Genomic DNA, 16670 nt, shown 5'->3' with positions numbered 1-16670 from the left:
AAACCTGAGTCGATTTGAAATCGGTCTCAGGTTTTTTCTATGAGAAAAGTAAATCTTATTTTTTTACTATAGAGGATAAGGAACAGAATTAGATAGCGATAGCAACGATATCAGTTGGGCATACACGTAAAATACCAGTAAAAGTATTACGGTTTTGATTGTTCTTATCGTCTTTATTGTTATCTTTGTTGTCTTTGTTATTACGAGCTAAAGCAGAGAAAAGAGCAACACCGTTAGCGAAACCTTCAAAAATTACATTGTTGAAAGTGCCATTACCTCTAATGCTTAAAAGAGAAAGCTCTGTTCCAACTGAAATATTAGCAAGTACGTTACATACAGCTGGTTGTTGTGGTCTAACTACTTCTCTCTCTTTCTCTTTCTCATGATGTCTGCACTCTCTTTCATGATGATGACAGTCTCTAAAGTTATCACAGCATCCAAATGATCCAAACATAATCCTCATCACCCCCTTCACACTTATAATCTATGTAAGTTCGGTAGTGAGTGACTGGACAGAGAGTGGAATTTTTTCTAGGGGAATTTCTCATTTTAAAAGACTAGCTGGGTGTTTATTACGGAATGATGTTTAAAATAGGATAGATATCACAAAAAAGTGCAAAGACCACCGAAATGAATGAAATAGGTAGCCTTTACACTTTTTTGCTTTTATATAAAACGATGATATATACAGGAAGAGCTAACAGTAGCGGTACAATGGATCGTGCAGTATGTTTTTCTGATTCTAAGTGGAATGCTTCTTCTTTTGGGAATTGTAAAACTGAAATGTTTGCAGCATCGCCAATAAAATATAGAAGCAGTACAGTTACTATGTAACATAAAAGTGCAATAAAGCTTCCGTATGAACTCAATGAAAATCCCTCTCTTGTTATCTATTTGTTATCATTGTATCATAATTGTAACAAAAACACACGGTTATATTTCGATACTTTAACAAAATTCGACACAAAACGTCATTTATGTGTATGCGAATAGCATGAAATTTACTGTTTTTATGTGCGGATGTCGAATCATACATTTTAGTATTACGGATGTGTGACAGAATAAAAAAGAAACGAAGGTAATGAAATTACCTTCGTTTCTTTTTTATTCGTATGAAAGGGCAGTAAGACCCTCACATTGATTCAAGTTTCACTTTATTATTTTGCCCATTCACTCACTTGTTCTACGCTCATTCGTGGTGCAGGGTGGCCTTTTAAAGTTGATTCACCAATTGTAATAAGCATAATTGGTACGTAGCGAGATGAAACATTGAATTCTTCTGTAAGTGCTTGTGGGTTGAAACCACCAATCGCACAAGTATCCCAGCCAGTTGCTTTAGCTGCAAGCATAAGTTGCATTGCTGCTAAAGATGCATTTGAAAAGGCTGCATCTCTTGGGAATTGCTCACGTGCATATGCAGACTCAATATTTTTAGCTAAGCGCTCTTTTGCTTCTTCTTTCATAAATCCTTGTTCTACAATTGGACCATAAACTTGTTCAACATTTTTATAAGCTTCTAAATCACCTAAAATAGCGACTACAGCAGAAGCATCAAGAATTTGTTGTTGGTTATAAGCAATTGGATGTAATCGTTTCTGTACATCTTCACCTTGGAATACGAGGAATTTCCAGTGCTGTAAGTTCCAAGCAGAAGGTGCTTGAGCAGCTCCCTTTAAAATCTCGTGTAACTCTGTAGATGAAATTTCTTTCTCTGGGTTGAATGCACGTGTAGATGTGCGTTCATATAGAACATTAAAAAAGTTTTCGTTTGTCATTATATATCCTCCAAATTACATATCAAATTATGAAAAAAACAAATGTAATATATTCTACTTACATTTTGTAAGTTATCGAATTTAAGAATATAATATCTTTATTTTAATTGTCAAGTTTTAAAGCGGAAGCTAGGGCATTCATACAAACGATACAATTCCTATAATCATACACTAAAAAAGGAATTTATAGAGTGAAAAATGAAGAGAACATTCTCAATTAGCTTGTTAACATGTATCCCTCACTCATTAAAGTTTTTAGAGAACAGTTTTTTATAAAATGTTTGTGAGGAATTCTGTAGAACAAGATATATGAAGTGAGTGAAGACTAGTGATGAACATACTACATTTTTTATTAGAAAATACGGTTTTCCAAAATGTATTACAAGATCTTCAGTTAAATGTCCTTTATATAGAAAATGGATGCACGCATCAACAAACGATAGAAAATATCCATCCAAAATGTATGTTTATAGCAAATAGTTTTGAAGAAGGCGAAGTATTATTTCAGAGGACTAAACCACATATTGTAATTATGTATGTAACAGATTTTTCTCAAATAAAATATATAAAGAATATGTATAATCCACAGAGTACATTTATTGTCATTTGGGATCAACAAATAACAAGCGAGTTTGCAGAGGTGCTTACGTTAGGAATACGTAATATTGTGATAGCCCCTGTGACTCCACAAATGGTGTTAGAGGAAGTAAATAAAAGTTTATATCAGCTTTCTTTAGTGCGGCAAGTAAGTTTGCAACAAGAACTACTTCAAACGATGTTTGATTTTCGAAATGATCTATTATTTATAGTAGAAGACGATGAGATTGTTGATTGTAATACAAATTTTTTAGAGTTTTTCGGATATGAAAATTTGTTTGCGTATCGTGAGCAACATTTAGTATTTGCTGAACATCTTATTAGAGAAAATGGATACTATTCAACAACTCATGATATAACATGGTTAGATGATACATTATCATATGATAGAAGAATTAAGATGTCCAACTATGAAGGGGAAGTATCAACTTTTTTATTGCGTGCGACACCATTGCCAGAAGATTTATCAAGATTTATTGTGAAGTGTACAGAGATTACCGAATTAGATGAAATCTATCAAGAACAAGAAAGACTTGCTATGATAGATTCGTTAACAGAGATTTATAATCGTTTGAAATTCCAACAAATACTCGAGGCAGAATGGGATAATGCGATGCGTAATAATGAAAACATAGCACTTATTTTATTTGATATAGATAATTTTAAAGCAGTAAATGACACGTATGGCCATGATTTTGGTGACTTAGCATTAATTGAGCTTGCAGAGCTCATGAAATCTAAAGTGGAGCAGCAACATGTATTTGCTAGGTGGGGAGGAGAAGAATTTATTATTTTAGTAACGAATACGGTAGAAAAAGAAGCATTTCAAGTTGCGGAATCATTACGATTTTTCATTGAAACAAAGCAATTCTCAGGAATTTCGAAATTAACAGCGAGCTTTGGAGTTGCATTATATGAAAAAGGGATTACAAGAGAAGAATTAATGCAACGAGCGGATATTGCATTATATGAAGCGAAAAAAAATGGGAAAAATCAAGTGTGTGTATATAGAAAAGAAAAAAAGTGATTTTTCGCAACAAATTGTTGCGATTTTTTTTTATTACTTGATAATAGAGTGTAGGGGGGATTTTGAACGAAGGAATTATGGAGGAACAATATGATGAAAAAAATAATGATGATAGTTTCAATATGTGCTGTAGTTTGTGGAGGAGTATACTATTTTCTCTATAATCCTAATATAAAGGAAAGTAAAGAATTAACAACTAAGGTGAATCCTGCTGTTGAATCAGAAGTACAAGAGAATATAGAAGAAGAAAAAAAAGAAAAGCAAATTGATTATGCTAGCATATCTCAAAAATTAGATCAATATTTAGTCGGAAAGCAATTCAATGGAACAGTTTTGGTAACAGATAAAGAGCATGTTATATTGAATAAAGGATATGGGTATGCTGATGTTCAAAATAAAATAGAAAATACGCCTCACACAAAATATCGTATCGGTTCTATTACGAAAACAGTTGTGGCTACATCTATTTTACAACTGCAGGATCAAGGGAAGCTAAATATTCAAGATAATGTAAATAAATATATTCCTTCATTTCCGGAGAATAAAAATATTACGTTATATCATTTATTAACGCATACCTCTGGTTTACCTGAACACGCAAAAGGCAATGTTAATGCTGCCTCCCGTTTACAGTTAATGAATTGGATTGGACGTCAAAATTTAGAATTTCCTGCAGGAACAGGTTGGAGATATACAGATTATAATTATATGGTGCTTGCCTATATAATAGAACATATATCGAAAAAACCTTTAGGAGATTACATAAAAGAAAATATATTTATAAAAGCAGATATGCATGAATCTGGTATGGGAAATATGGTACCTGGAGATAAAAATTTCACAAAGGGTTATGTGAAAAAAAATCAAGAGCTTGTACCAGCGCAGAAGGTAGGCATGGATTGGCTATATGGTTGTGGTGAGATGTATACGACAGTTGGAGATATGAAGAAATTAGACGAAGCAATTATAAATGGGAAACTTCTTTCTGAACAAAGTATACAAGCGATGTTTTCACCTTCAACAGAACGAAAATATGCATTTAGTTTTTACATATATCCGGATTATTTTCATAACCATGGTGTACTATCTGGGTGGAATACTTTCAATAATTTTAATAAAGAAAAAGGGACTTTTGTTATTTTATTTTCAAACGTGAAAAATAGTATGGATGATGACTTTAATAAAGATTTCCGAAAGATGGTAAGTGATTTATTAGAACAAAGGGGATGAGAAAATGAAACATAAAAATGTATCAATTGGTTTCATTGGTATTGGTGTAATGGGAAAAAGTATGGTGCGTCATTTAATGCAAGACGGTCATACAGTATATGTATATAATAGAACAAAATCGAAAACAGACTCTTTAGTGCAAGATGGTGCAAATTGGTGTGATACACCGAAAGAGTTAGTAAAGCAAGTTGATGTTGTAATGACTATGGTTGGGTATCCACATGATGTAGAAGAAGTGTACTTTGGGATAGATGGAATTTTGGAGAATGCAAATGAAGGCACAATCGCAATTGATTTCACGACATCTACACCAACATTGGCAAAACGTATTAATGAAACTGGAAAAAGTAAGAATGTATATACGTTAGATGCACCTGTATCTGGAGGAGACGTTGGTGCGAAAGAAGCAAGACTCGCAATTATGGTCGGTGGAGAGAAAGAAATATATGATAGATGTTTACCGTTATTTGAAAAACTAGGAACAAATATTCAGTTGCAAGGGCCTGCTGGAAGTGGACAACATACAAAAATGTGCAATCAAATTGCGATTGCTTCCAACATGATTGGAGTATGTGAAGCTGTTGCTTATGCGAAAAAGGCTGGATTAGATCCTGATAAAGTATTGGAGAGTATTTCAACGGGAGCAGCAGGTAGCTGGTCATTAAGTAATTTAGCTCCTCGAATGTTAAAGGGAGATTTTGAACCAGGTTTTTATGTAAAGCATTTTATGAAAGATATGAAGATCGCGTTAGATGAGGCTGAAAGATTACAATTACAAGTACCAGGTTTAAGTTTGGCGAAGGAATTGTATGAAGAGCTAATAAAAGATGGGGAAGAAAATAGCGGAACACAAGTGTTATACAAAAAATACGTAAGGGGGTAAATGAGATGGATCTTCAAAAATTTGATGAGATGATTGATACTGTACAAAGAGCAACATGTATACAAATTAATGAAAAACAAAAAGAAGCTTTTAAACAAAAATATGATTTTGAACCGAATTTCGAATATGGAAGAGATGAGAAAGGGCATTACGTTATTCGAACTTCAAAAAAGATGCTAGAAGAAATGGAATTTTATTTGGCATTGAAATATGATCGAGATGGAGTTGACCTTTACATGGAAGCGGAGATTGATGGTATATATCATGTATCTGTTAGCTATAGTGAAGACGCTTTGCATCTACAAGAATTGTTTCAATTTCTAGAAGAAAATAAATAAAAGTCCTCATTTGAGGACTTTTATTTTTAATTTTGTAATTATAAGCTAGAAGCCCGGCGGCATCGTTCGATTGGGAATGGAATCACTTGCGCGATGTGATTAGGACCAAATTGTTTTGTACGAGCATGGCGTACTATATAAAATGCACAGAGAATTGAAACAGGAATAGCACCGAATAAACCAAAAAGTAAAGCGCTTACGCAAGATGCAACAAAACCTAAAACACCAACTTCTAACTCTTCCATAATAGCTCCTAGAATAATAGGAAGTGCTCCACACGTAACCCCTAGTATAAGTGCGATAAGTAAACTCATGATTCTCCCCCTCTGTTTGCGATTTTCTTTTCCTTCTTAGTTAATTGTAGTATATCATATATAAAACAGAATTTTCAGAAAAATCTCAAAAAAAGTTCAATAAATGTTCAAAAAGTATTAATAAATATACTTGAAAAATTGAAGGGAGAGATTGTACTGAAAAGAAGGAATAATACGGTTAGAACCATAAAAAATCAGGCTTATTTCAAAATGAAATAAGCCTGTTCCATAGGAGGATGTATATATGTAGAGTGAATAAAAGGTTGGAAAAGGGGGTCCAAGGCCTTTTATTCAACTAACTACCTTAATAGATTGGAACCCAGCCTTCAGTTGTAACAAAAATACGAATAGCTACAACTTGACGATCATCTTGCAAGGTAAAATAATGTCTTGCATTTTCAGGAACAGATATGAGATCGCCTGGCTCAAGTTCAACGTCAAAGAATGTCCCATCTTTTCCTTCAATGGCAAAGATGCCATGACCACTAACAATAAAGCGAACTTCATCATCAGTATGATGGTGTTCTTTTTGGAAATTAATTAATAGTTCGTCAAGGTTAGGTGTGCTATTTGAAAGTGAAATTACATCATGTGCTTTATAACCTCGGCGTGATGAAACATCAGCAATTTCTTTTGAAAACACAGCTAATATTTCAGCTTTGTTTTCATCTGTTAATGAGTAATTTTCTTTTAAATGAGTAGGAAGTTTGGAAATATTCCATTTCTCATATAAAACGCCTTCCTCTTGTAGAAATTTTGATACTTCCACTTCATTTTCAATGCGAGTATTTATTTCATGAATACGAATTTGCGCCATTAGAAACGCCTCCTTGAATTGATAATAGTTTTATATGAAATTGGAATAAAAACTCATAAGCTTCTAATCTTTTCTTTGCATCAAAGCTATCTCGGCCCCATACGGTAATACCATGGTTACGGATTAATACTGCCCCCGAATCTCCTTGTATATGCTTGCGGAAGTTTTCTCCAAGCGTTGGGATATGGGCATGGTTTTCGATAATAGGAATGTTTATTGTTGTACCTTCTTCCCAAATATCGAGAGCTTTAATAATTTCTTGATTTTGAAGTGTGACTGCATCACTATATAAATTTGTGATAACATTGTTATCGGTTGTATGAACATGAAGGACGCATCCAGCATTCGTATTATTATAAATATGTGTATGCAAGATTGTTTCTGCTGAAGGACGTAATTCAGTTTCTAATACGGGAACCCCTAGATGATCTACTAATAGAAAATCATCTGGAGTCGTTTTTGTTTTATCTTTACCACTTGCTGTAATGAGAAAAGTGAGTGGTTCATGACTAACCTTTATAGAAATATTACCACTCGTTGCTGGAAACCAATTTCGTGTTGTTAATTCTTTTTTTATCTCGCTTAAGTCATACCATTGACGAAAAAGTTGTTTCATAATTTCACCTCCAACAAATGTTTTAATTCGTTTTGAATATCGTGAAACGATTCAAATGGTGTATAAGAAATATGATTTTCTTCACATTTTGTAATAAGGAAGTCACGAGCGAACACTTTATCCGCTTGTTTCGCAGCTTGTAAATCAGTAATTGAATCTCCGATTACAATATGGAAGTCATTTGTATTACTTAATTTACGGATGAGTGATGATTTACATAATCCGCAATGATTTTGACAATGATGATCACAAGGATGAGGCCAATTCACCGTAATGTATTCATTTGAAAAATCTGTTTCATTACAGTAAATTTGCTCTTTCGGAATGAGTCCTTGTAAGAGTGGATAGACGAAGAAATCCATTCCACCTGATATAACATAAAAGGAAATATTATTTTTATTTACAAATTGTATAAATTCATGAAAACCATTACGGATTTCAGCAGTCTCTATTAAAAATTGAATAATTTCATCGTGCAGATTAGTAGGTATGAATTGAAATAATTGAGAAACACCTTCTTGAATAGATAGCTCTTGTGATAAAATTCTATTCTTTACTTCTTCAGCTTCTGGTGGTGCAAATTTTTCCATAATGGACATAATGTTATCATTATTTGTAATCGTGCCATCGAAATCACAAAATACTTGAATACTCATAATTTCACCTCATGAGAGGGATTTCCCCATATTTGTAGTGCGCTATGCAAATTTATGTCATCTACTTCATGGAGTGGTTTATTTTGCAAAGTAGCATCAATTGCAGCACGGAAAGCTTTACCGCCGCCCTGCGCCCCATTTGGATGTCCATGTATTCCGCCACCAGCATTAATAACAACATCTTTACCGAAATCTCGTACAATAAAGGGAACGAAACCAGGGTGAATACCAGCAGACGGAACAGAAAAGCTCTTCTTGAAAAATGAATCGCCTTCAGTTAAATATTTTGAGATAGCAAGAGCTTCCTCTTTTTCTAGCGCAACACTTCCGTATGGAGATGGGAATAATGAAAAGTCAGCCCCAGCATAACGGAGTAGCTTTCCGAGTAATAATGGAGATGAAACTCCATATAACTTGGATGCGGAATAAGCACCACTTACAGCAGGGTGTGCCATAATAGGAAGCGGGATTTCATCATCTTCTGCAAGTGATTGTAGTACATCTAGTCCGTAAGAGAATACGTTAAATAATAGAATATCAGCTCCAGCTTGCACTGCACGTTTCGCATTTTCTTTTAAATCAAAAGTTCGTCCTGTTAAATTTACGGCATATAACGTTTTATGTCCGTACGTTTCATATACGGATTGTAAAACTTCTTTTCCAGATACGATGCGTTTTGTAAGTGGTGTTAATGCATTTTCGAATAATATCTCATCATCTTTTACGATATCTACACCACCAATTGCTTGATCGCGTAATTGCGTTTTTAAATACCCAATATTTCGTCCAATCATTCCTTTAAAAATACTCATTAAAAGGGGACGATCATGTACTTGTAAAAGATTTCGAATACCATCTATCCCGAATTTTGGACCAGGAAACTGTTTTTTTAATTCGTCTGAAAAAGTTAAGTCAATTAATTTTACTTCGCCATCAAGTGATAGCTTTCCAAATGTAGTCGTTAAAATTGCTGGTAAATCTGGACTGAAATTTAATAACGGATATTCGATTTTAATAATTCCGCGTTTCACTTTTTTACGTAAATACGAATTGGTATGTTCATGTGCAGCTAATTCCTCAACATGAATGACGTTGCCTTTATGCTGCTTTAATTGTTCTTGCAATAAATGTGGCAAATGAGTCCAAGAGCCAATTGTTAAACCGAGTGCAATTTGCTCAGCTTTTTTTTCTAAGTTATGTGAATCATCATGGATTAAATATGTCGCTATAATTCCGCTCATTGTTATAACCTCCTAGTTAAATAAAAAAACCTCTCAGCTAAGGAGAGGTTTTTTTACAACCAGCTCCTTATCTGTCAGCGTAATGCTGCGAGAATTAGCACCGTGTCTACAATTGTAGATCGGTTGCCGGGTTTCGTCGGGCTCGTCCCTCCACCTGCTCTTGATAAGAAGTATTTAGAAATGTTTAAATTTTTAAGATAACTGAATTTTGTCAGATATTTTTCATGTTGTCAATTACTTTTTGAAAAAATTTAATTTATCAATTCGATGAATGGCTTCTCTTAACCTATCTTCTGTATGTAAGAGACCAACACGGACATACCCTTCGCCATGCTCACCAAATCCAACACCAGGAGCAACTGCGACATGTGCTTTTTCTAGTAAAATATTAGAAAATTGCTCAGAAGTATATCCTTTTGGAACAGGAAGCCATGCAAAGAATGATCCTGTTGGAATGTTTACATTCCAACCAATTGAGTGACAAGCTGAAATAAGAGCGTTTCGTCGAGATTCGTAACTATTTACAAGGTCTATTACGCAAGACTGTGAACTTAATAGTGCTTCGCGGGCGGCATCTTGAACTGCACCGAAGATGCTAACATACATATGATCTTGTAATAGGTTGATTGTTTCAATCACACTTTCATTCCCTACAGCAAAAGCGATGCGCCAGCCAGCCATATTAAAAGTTTTCGATAATGTGTAAATTTCGATTCCTGTATCTTTGGCACCGTCTGCTTGTAAGAAACTAACTGGCTTTTGACCGTCGAATCCTATAGCACCATAAGCAAAATCATGAACAACTAATATATTGTGTTTATTGGCAAAATGAATCGTTTCATCAAAAAAATCTTTTGATGCAGTAGCACCTGTAGGATTATTTGGATAGTTTAAAAACATTAATTTTGCACGCTCGGCAATAGAATCATCAATTTTCGCATAATCTGGTAAAAAGTTATTTTCTGCAATAAGTGGCATTGTTTCAAATTTTGCTTTTGCTAAAGCGACACCTGATAAATAATCTGGATAACCTGGATCGGGAACGAGAATCGTATCACCAGGGTTTGTAAAGCAAACTGGTAATTCTACTAATCCAGCCTTTCCACCAAACAAAATAGCAACTTCAGTTTTCGAATTTAATTCTACGCCGTATTCACGTTGATAGAATGTTGCTACAGCTTCTTTTAAGCTTTCGTGTCCGCGAAATGGCGGATATTTATGATGAATGGTCTTTTCAGCAGCATCTTGCAAAGCTTTTACGATATGCTGCGGTGTTGGTTGATCTGGATTACCTTGACCTAGATTAATAACATCGTGACCAGCTGCAACGACTTTGTTAACTTTTGCAACAAGTGAAGCGAAAAATTGTGTTGGCAATGATGTTACTATCTCAGAAGGTTGAAATGATTTCATACTTTCCACCTCTTTTGAAAGTTGTTACAATTCTAGTGACAAATGATATAATCTTTCCAGTATTTTGTAAAGAAAAAAATGAGAATGGGGCTGAAAAAATGAAAGTCGCATGTATTCAGATGGATATTGTCTTTGGAGATGTAGAAAAAAATATTGAGAATGCTAAAAATAAAATAAGCGAAGCGATGAAGGAAAGACCAGATGTTATCGTCTTACCAGAACTATGGACAACAGGTTATGATTTAACGAGACTCTCTGAAATTGCAGATAGGGATGGATTGGAAACGAAAGAAAAGTTGATAGAATGGTCGAAACAATATGGTGTACATATTGTTGGTGGTTCTATAGCAAAGCAAACGGAGCAAGGTGTTACAAATACAATGTATGTTGTAACGAATAAAGGAGAACTAGTCCATGAATATAGTAAAGTGCATTTATTTCAGCTTATGGATGAACATAAATATTTAATCGCTGGAAATCGTACTGGTGAATTTAAGTTAGATGATGTAGAGTGCGCTGGCACAATTTGCTATGATATTCGTTTTCCGGAGTGGATGCGCGTTCATACTGCTAAAGGTGCAAAAGTTTTATTTGTTGTAGCTGAATGGCCATTAGTTCGTTTAGCACATTGGCGTTTGCTATTACAAGCAAGAGCAGTTGAAAACCAGTGTTATGTTGTAGCATGTAATAGGGCAGGGAAGGATCCAAATAATGAGTTTGCTGGCCATTCTTTAATTGTCGATCCTTGGGGCGAAGTTGTTGTAGAAGCAAATGAAGAAGAAGCAATTCTATTTGGAGAGCTTATATTCGAGAAAATTAAAGAAGTACGCAAAGGAATTCCAGTTTTTGCGGATCGACGTCCAGAATTATACAAATAAAATGTTGACAAGTGATTTTTATTCTTGGTATAGTCTTCAACATAAAGTTAAAAATTCTAAAAAATTATACAACTCTTATCAAGAGCAGGTGGAGGGATTTGGCCCGATGAAGCCCAGCAACCGACCGTAATACCATTGTGAAATGGGGCGTTTATTTACGCCAAAAGGCACGGTGCTAATTCCAGCAGAAAGTAAAACTTTCTGGCAGATAAGAGGGGAGAAGATAAACTTCAAACCTCTTTCTTAGTGGAAAGAGGTTTTTCTACGTCAGAAAAACCTCTGAATATAAAAAAGGGGGAGAAGACGATGGGATATTATGCATTAACTGAAACAACATCTATACAATATGCGAAAGAACACGGTTATTTTGAAAAGAAAGCAAATGTAGTTTGTCATGAAATTGGAGATGGAAATTTAAATTACGTGTTCAAATTAGATGATGGAGAGAAGTCTATTATAATAAAACAGGCACTGCCATATGTGAAAGTAGTTGGTGAAAGCTGGCCGTTATCTATAAAAAGAGCGACAATTGAAAGCAAGGCACTGAAAATTTTTGCGAAGTATGTACCGGATTATGTTCCGGTAGTGTACAGTCATGATGAAGAGTTAGCAGTAACAGTAATAGAAGACTTATCAAGACTAACAATTACAAGAAAAGGATTAATAGATGGAGAAGAATATCCACTTTTATCCCAACATATCGGTCGTTTTCTAGCAAATGTTTTATTTTATACTTCAGATTTCGGTTTACAGTCAGAAGAGAAAAGGGGACTAGAAGGTACATTTGTAAACCCAGATCTCTGCAAGATTACAGAAGATTTAGTGTTTACAGATCCGTTTGGCCATTACGATACGAATGATTATGAGCCGGAATTACAACTAGCGGTTGATGAATTGTGGAGTGATAAAACTTTAAAATTAAAAGTAGCACAATATAAATATAAGTTTTTAACGAGAAAAGAAGCACTTATTCATGGTGATTTACATACTGGTAGTATTTTTTCATCACCTTCTGAAACGAAAGTGATTGATCCGGAGTTTGCAACTTATGGCCCATTTGGATTTGATCTTGGTCAATTTATTGCAAATCTATTATTAAATGCTCTATCTAGAGAGGAAGAACAGAGAAGTGTGCTATTTTTCCATATTGAGAAAACATGGAGCTATTTCGTAGACACTTTTACAAAGTTATGGATTGGAGAAGGTGTAGAAGCATATACGAAAGAGAAACAATGGTTGCCGATTATTTTGCAAAATATTTTTACGGATGTGGTCGGATTTGCTGGATGTGAGCTTATCCGAAGAACAATTGGCTTAGCACATGTAGCTGATTTAGATGAAATAGCAAATAAAGAAAAGAGAATTCAAGCCAAGAAACAAGCTTTATACTTAGGTAAAGAACTAATAAAATATGAATCTAAAAACGCTGATATTCAACTGTTCCGAACATTATTTCAACAGACAGTTTCTGGAGGGGTAAAAGCATGAGTACAATTGTTACGATTCCGAGGTCTGTCAGTTGGAAAGGGGATGCTATTGCAGTATTAAATCAAACAAAGTTGCCGCATAGCACAGAATATAAAACATTAACGACGATTGAAGAGGTATGGAAAAGTATTGTCATGCTAGAAGTACGAGGAGCACCGGCAATTGGAATTGTAGCTGCATTTGGCTTGGCGCTTGCAGCAAAAAAATATACTACTTTACATATTGAAGAATTTCAAAAGAAGTTTAATAGAGATTGTAATTATTTAGGAACGTCACGCCCGACAGCAGTCAATTTATTTTGGGCAATCGATCGTATGAGAGAATCTATTCAAGAAATTACTACAATAAAAGAAGCACAAAAAATATTAGAAGAAGAAGCGCTTCTCATTCAGCAAGAAGATGAAGCAGTATGCAGGAGTATTGGAGAACATGCATTATCATGTTTTCAAGATGGTGATAACATTTTAACGATTTGTAACGCTGGCAGTATTGCAACTGCTAAATATGGTACTGCACTAGCACCGTTTTATATTGGGAAAGAAAAAGGTGTACATTTACATGCATATGCATGTGAAACGAGACCAGTTTTACAAGGCGGGCGTTTAACGACTTGGGAATTAAAACAGGCAGGTATTGATGTAACGCTTATTACAGATAATACGGCAGCTCATGCTATTCAAACGAAAGAAATCAACGCAATTATTGTAGGAGCGGACCGGATTGTCGCAAATGGAGATACAGCAAATAAAATCGGAACAATGAATTTAGCTATACTAGCAAAGTACTTCGGTATCCCATTCTACGTTGCAGCTCCGTTATCGACATTTGATATTACGAAACAAACAGGAGCTGAAATTGTTATTGAAGAAAGAGATGAAACAGAAGTTACGAAAATTTTTGGGAAACAAGTAACGCCAGTTGGAACTACTGTTTATAATCCTGCATTTGACGTAACACCGAGTGAATTAATTACAGGTATTATTACTGAGAAAGGTATTATACGTGGAGATTATAAGCGAGAAATTGCATCATTATTTGAAAAACAAGCTAATACATAATAGCTTGTTTTTTTATGCCTAAATGTGTTATTTTCTCTTATTTATATAATGAAAGGGGGCGAAAAGAATGGAAGAGTGGATCAAGATGATAGGTAATGTAGGGTTTCCCATTGTTGTAACATTATATTTACTCCATCGAATTGAAAGCAAATTAGATGGGGTAATTGTTGCAATCGAGAAACTCCCTAAACAATTACTAAAGTAGGAAGATCCTCGCGATAAAAAATAAAGTTTGCTCTTCGTGAGCAAACTTTATTTTTTATTGAGCAGTATAACCACCATCGATAACGACAGCTTGCCCGGTTATACCTTTCGCTTTTTCGCTCGCTAAAAAGATTGCATAATCAGCGATTTCTTGTACTTGTAATAAGCGTTTTTGCGGTACAAGTGGATAAATGACTTCCTCCAAAACATTTTCAAGTGGTACATTTCGTGTAGTAGCTAAGTCTTGTAGTTGATTACGTACAAGAGGGGTATCGACATAACCAGGACACAGTGCATTTACAGTAATACCATGCGTAGCGCCTTCTAAAGCAGCAACTTTTGTTAATCCAATTACACCATGTTTCGCGCTATTGTAGGCGGATTTCCCTGCAAATCCAACGAGACCATTAATGGAAGCGACATTAATAATTCGGCCATACTTTTGCTTTTTCATAATCGGAAAGGCATGTTTAATGGCGATAAATGGAGCGATTTGCATGATTTTAATGAGGAGCTCGAATTTTTCGGTTGGAAACTCTTCAATTGGTGAAACGTGTTGCATGCCTGCGTTATTAATTAATATGTCTAATGAACCGAAATGATTAACAGTTTGGGAAATGGATGCTTCTATTTCTTCTTCGGATGTAACATCACATTTTAAGCCGATAGCTTGAAAGCCCTCTTTTTGTAGTTGTTCAGCAGCTTCTTTTGCACGTTCTTCAAGACGATCGGTAATAACAACTTTTGCACCTTCTTTTGCAAAAGCGTTTCCCATTTCATAACCAATACCACTTGCAGCACCTGTTAAAAAAACAACTCGATTTGTAACCATGATGAAAAACATCCCTTCGTAATAAAGTTCTCCTATTGCTCTATTTAGAGAGTGGATAATAAAAATCCTGCAAAGATTTGGAAAAATATCGTTAGCTATCTTGTTTTGCAAAATAGTCTCTGCTATACTATTTTGTAAAGCAAGATACTTACGCTTGTCTATCTTGTAAAACAAGATAGTGGGAGGATTTGAATTATGTCGACAAGTCAAATGCTGAAAGGGATTTTAGAAGGATGCTTACTTGCTATTATTTCTGAAGGTGAAATATATGGTTATGAAATGAGTGAGAAGCTAGCAAAGTATGGCTTTACAATGGCAAGTGAAGGCAGTATTTATCCGTTATTAATACGAATGCAAAAGGAAGGACTTATAACAAGTGTAATGAAGGAATCCCCATCTGGTCCAAAACGGAAGTATTACACGTTAACAGAAAATGGCGAAGATGCACTAGATGAATTTATGGATCGCTGGGAAGTGATGCAAAGTAGTGTGGAACGTCTACTTGAAGGGAAGGGGAGAAGAAAATAATGCTATCAAATGAAGCACGAAAGTTTTTATTAGATATGAGATTGTTTTTGACTGCAAAGAGTGTGAAAGAAAGCGATATTGAAAGCTTTATCGAAGACGCAGAACTTCATTTAATAGAAGGTGAGAGTGATGGGAAAAGCGTAGAAGAAATTTTCGGAAGCTCACCGAAAGAATACGCAAATGAACTTGTAAAAGTGATGGAAAGAGATAGACAGGAAACGTGGAAGCAAATTGGTTTTACAGTAATGAATATCGTATCGTTTTGGATTATTGCTTCTATCCTAATAGTGAATAACGGATTATTACAGATGTCACTGATTCAGTGCGTGGGGTATAGTTTGTCATTGATTTTAGTTGTTATAGGTCCTAATTTTCTACTTCGCAAAATGACCTTCGTAACAAGTTTTACAAAAACGTGGTTTTCTATGTGGTTTTTAGTTATGATCGCGCCAATGTTTTTAATGGGGGTTGTCACGGTATTAGATGTGGTCTATCCAACAAAACTGTTTATATTCACTCAAATGCAAAGTTATATATTAGCTGGTGGTATTTTCATCATTACAGTAGCAATCAATATATATTTTGATGGATGGTTTAAAAACTTATATTTAATCATTCCACTTTCGATTATGTTACTGTTTAAAACATTTACATCAGAAGACCTTGTTCCAATGTTATTTCAAATTATATGTTTATACGGAAGTTTGTTTATTTTAATTTTCCTTGAAATTATGATGAAGACGAATAGAAGAGAGACGGTTTAATAAGGGAGGGA

At 34.8% G+C, this 16670-nt stretch carries 20 protein-coding genes and 2 riboswitches; of the genes, 10 read left to right on the top strand and 10 right to left on the bottom strand.

Annotation, left to right across the window (positions count from 1 at the left end; translation table 11 throughout):
• Positions 1-88 precede the first annotated feature (88 nt).
• From PDQ68_RS12665 to PDQ68_RS12655, 3 genes are all read right to left on the bottom strand, one after another.
• Positions 89-454, bottom strand: coding sequence for a DUF3915 domain-containing protein (locus tag PDQ68_RS12665; RefSeq protein WP_000468015.1), 366 nt, complete (start codon positions 452-454; stop codon positions 89-91).
• A gap of 196 nt (positions 455-650) precedes the next feature.
• A complete protein-coding gene (locus tag PDQ68_RS12660; protein ID WP_000100486.1) occupies positions 651-869 on the bottom strand; it encodes a hypothetical protein in 219 nt (72 codons plus the stop codon).
• Positions 870-1157: 288 nt separating this feature from the next.
• Positions 1158-1775, bottom strand: a complete 618-nt coding sequence (locus tag PDQ68_RS12655) for a nitroreductase family protein (protein ID WP_000180605.1) — start codon at positions 1773-1775, stop codon at positions 1158-1160.
• Between the two features lie 331 nt (positions 1776-2106).
• On the opposite strand from PDQ68_RS12655, the gene PDQ68_RS12650 reads away from it, so the two are divergent.
• The 4 genes from PDQ68_RS12650 (at position 2107) to PDQ68_RS12635 (ending at position 5850) form a co-directional block, all read left to right on the top strand.
• On the top strand, positions 2107-3399 hold the full coding sequence (locus PDQ68_RS12650; RefSeq protein ID WP_001023204.1) for a GGDEF domain-containing protein: 1293 nt from the start codon (positions 2107-2109) through the stop codon (positions 3397-3399).
• Between the two features lie 90 nt (positions 3400-3489).
• Positions 3490-4629: a serine hydrolase domain-containing protein gene (locus PDQ68_RS12645; RefSeq protein ID WP_000976136.1), complete on the top strand. Its 1140-nt coding sequence runs from the start codon at positions 3490-3492 to the stop codon at positions 4627-4629.
• 4 nt (positions 4630-4633) lie between these two features.
• Positions 4634-5512 carry an NAD(P)-dependent oxidoreductase gene (locus PDQ68_RS12640; protein ID WP_000681096.1) on the top strand — a complete coding sequence of 293 codons (879 nt, stop codon included), beginning with the start codon at positions 4634-4636 and terminating at the stop codon, positions 5510-5512.
• A gap of 5 nt (positions 5513-5517) precedes the next feature.
• A complete protein-coding gene (locus PDQ68_RS12635) occupies positions 5518-5850 on the top strand; it encodes a DUF3909 family protein (RefSeq protein WP_000365614.1) in 333 nt (110 codons plus the stop codon).
• 38 nt (positions 5851-5888) lie between these two features.
• On the opposite strand, the gene PDQ68_RS12630 is transcribed toward PDQ68_RS12635, so the two are convergent.
• From PDQ68_RS12630 to PDQ68_RS12605, 6 genes are all read right to left on the bottom strand, one after another.
• Positions 5889-6164 (bottom strand): hypothetical protein, encoded by a 276-nt coding sequence (locus PDQ68_RS12630; RefSeq protein ID WP_000054670.1) that lies wholly within the window; start codon positions 6162-6164, stop codon positions 5889-5891.
• A gap of 304 nt (positions 6165-6468) precedes the next feature.
• The gene (locus tag PDQ68_RS12625; protein ID WP_000057307.1) at positions 6469-6981 is read right to left on the bottom strand and encodes a 1,2-dihydroxy-3-keto-5-methylthiopentene dioxygenase; all 513 of its coding nucleotides are present in this window, start codon (positions 6979-6981) and stop codon (positions 6469-6471) included.
• Positions 6959-7597: a methylthioribulose 1-phosphate dehydratase gene (locus PDQ68_RS12620; protein ID WP_270786779.1), complete on the bottom strand. Its 639-nt coding sequence runs from the start codon at positions 7595-7597 to the stop codon at positions 6959-6961. Before PDQ68_RS12620 ends, PDQ68_RS12625 begins: the two co-directional genes overlap by 23 nt.
• Positions 7594-8253, bottom strand: a complete 660-nt coding sequence (gene mtnX / locus PDQ68_RS12615; RefSeq protein WP_000027469.1) for a 2-hydroxy-3-keto-5-methylthiopentenyl-1-phosphate phosphatase — start codon at positions 8251-8253, stop codon at positions 7594-7596. Before mtnX ends, PDQ68_RS12620 begins: the two co-directional genes overlap by 4 nt.
• Positions 8250-9494, bottom strand: a complete 1245-nt coding sequence (mtnW, locus tag PDQ68_RS12610; protein ID WP_000014177.1) for a 2,3-diketo-5-methylthiopentyl-1-phosphate enolase — start codon at positions 9492-9494, stop codon at positions 8250-8252. Before mtnW ends, mtnX begins: the two co-directional genes overlap by 4 nt.
• Before the next feature lie 64 nt (positions 9495-9558).
• Positions 9559-9664, bottom strand: a riboswitch (SAM riboswitch).
• 64 nt (positions 9665-9728) lie between these two features.
• Entirely contained in the window at positions 9729-10907 is a 1179-nt protein-coding gene (locus tag PDQ68_RS12605) for a pyridoxal phosphate-dependent aminotransferase (protein ID WP_016718413.1), read from the bottom strand.
• Positions 10908-10921: 14 nt separating this feature from the next.
• Here PDQ68_RS12605 and PDQ68_RS12600 point away from each other — a divergent pair, with 14 nt between their 5' ends.
• The 4 genes from PDQ68_RS12600 (at position 10922) to PDQ68_RS12585 (ending at position 14536) form a co-directional block, all read left to right on the top strand.
• Positions 10922-11785, top strand: a complete 864-nt coding sequence (locus PDQ68_RS12600) for a carbon-nitrogen family hydrolase (protein WP_061183941.1) — start codon at positions 10922-10924, stop codon at positions 11783-11785.
• A gap of 72 nt (positions 11786-11857) precedes the next feature.
• A riboswitch (SAM riboswitch) is annotated at positions 11858-12000 on the top strand.
• A gap of 91 nt (positions 12001-12091) precedes the next feature.
• Positions 12092-13273, top strand: coding sequence for an S-methyl-5-thioribose kinase (gene mtnK, locus PDQ68_RS12595; protein WP_061183916.1), 1182 nt, complete (start codon positions 12092-12094; stop codon positions 13271-13273).
• The gene (gene mtnA, locus PDQ68_RS12590; protein WP_061183915.1) at positions 13270-14331 is read left to right on the top strand and encodes an S-methyl-5-thioribose-1-phosphate isomerase; all 1062 of its coding nucleotides are present in this window, start codon (positions 13270-13272) and stop codon (positions 14329-14331) included. The genes mtnK and mtnA overlap by 4 nt, the downstream gene beginning before the upstream one ends.
• A gap of 67 nt (positions 14332-14398) precedes the next feature.
• The gene (locus PDQ68_RS12585; protein WP_000393326.1) at positions 14399-14536 is read left to right on the top strand and encodes a YvrJ family protein; all 138 of its coding nucleotides are present in this window, start codon (positions 14399-14401) and stop codon (positions 14534-14536) included.
• 54 nt (positions 14537-14590) lie between these two features.
• Here the strand turns inward: PDQ68_RS12585 and PDQ68_RS12580 are convergent, their stop codons facing one another.
• Positions 14591-15367: a 3-hydroxybutyrate dehydrogenase gene (locus PDQ68_RS12580; RefSeq protein WP_061183914.1), complete on the bottom strand. Its 777-nt coding sequence runs from the start codon at positions 15365-15367 to the stop codon at positions 14591-14593.
• Positions 15368-15562: 195 nt separating this feature from the next.
• On the opposite strand from PDQ68_RS12580, the gene PDQ68_RS12575 reads away from it, so the two are divergent.
• Complete coding sequence (locus PDQ68_RS12575) at positions 15563-15895, top strand: PadR family transcriptional regulator (protein WP_061183913.1); 333 nt, start codon at positions 15563-15565, stop codon at positions 15893-15895.
• Complete coding sequence (locus PDQ68_RS12570) at positions 15895-16659, top strand: DUF1129 domain-containing protein (RefSeq protein WP_016718409.1); 765 nt, start codon at positions 15895-15897, stop codon at positions 16657-16659. The genes PDQ68_RS12575 and PDQ68_RS12570 overlap by 1 nt, the downstream gene beginning before the upstream one ends.
• Positions 16660-16670 lie beyond the last annotated feature (11 nt).

The organism is Bacillus cereus group sp. Bc010 (assembly GCF_027716745.1).
Lineage (GTDB): Bacteria > Bacillota > Bacilli > Bacillales > Bacillaceae_G > Bacillus_A > Bacillus_A pacificus.
This window is presented reverse-complemented; position numbering and strand designations above follow the sequence as displayed.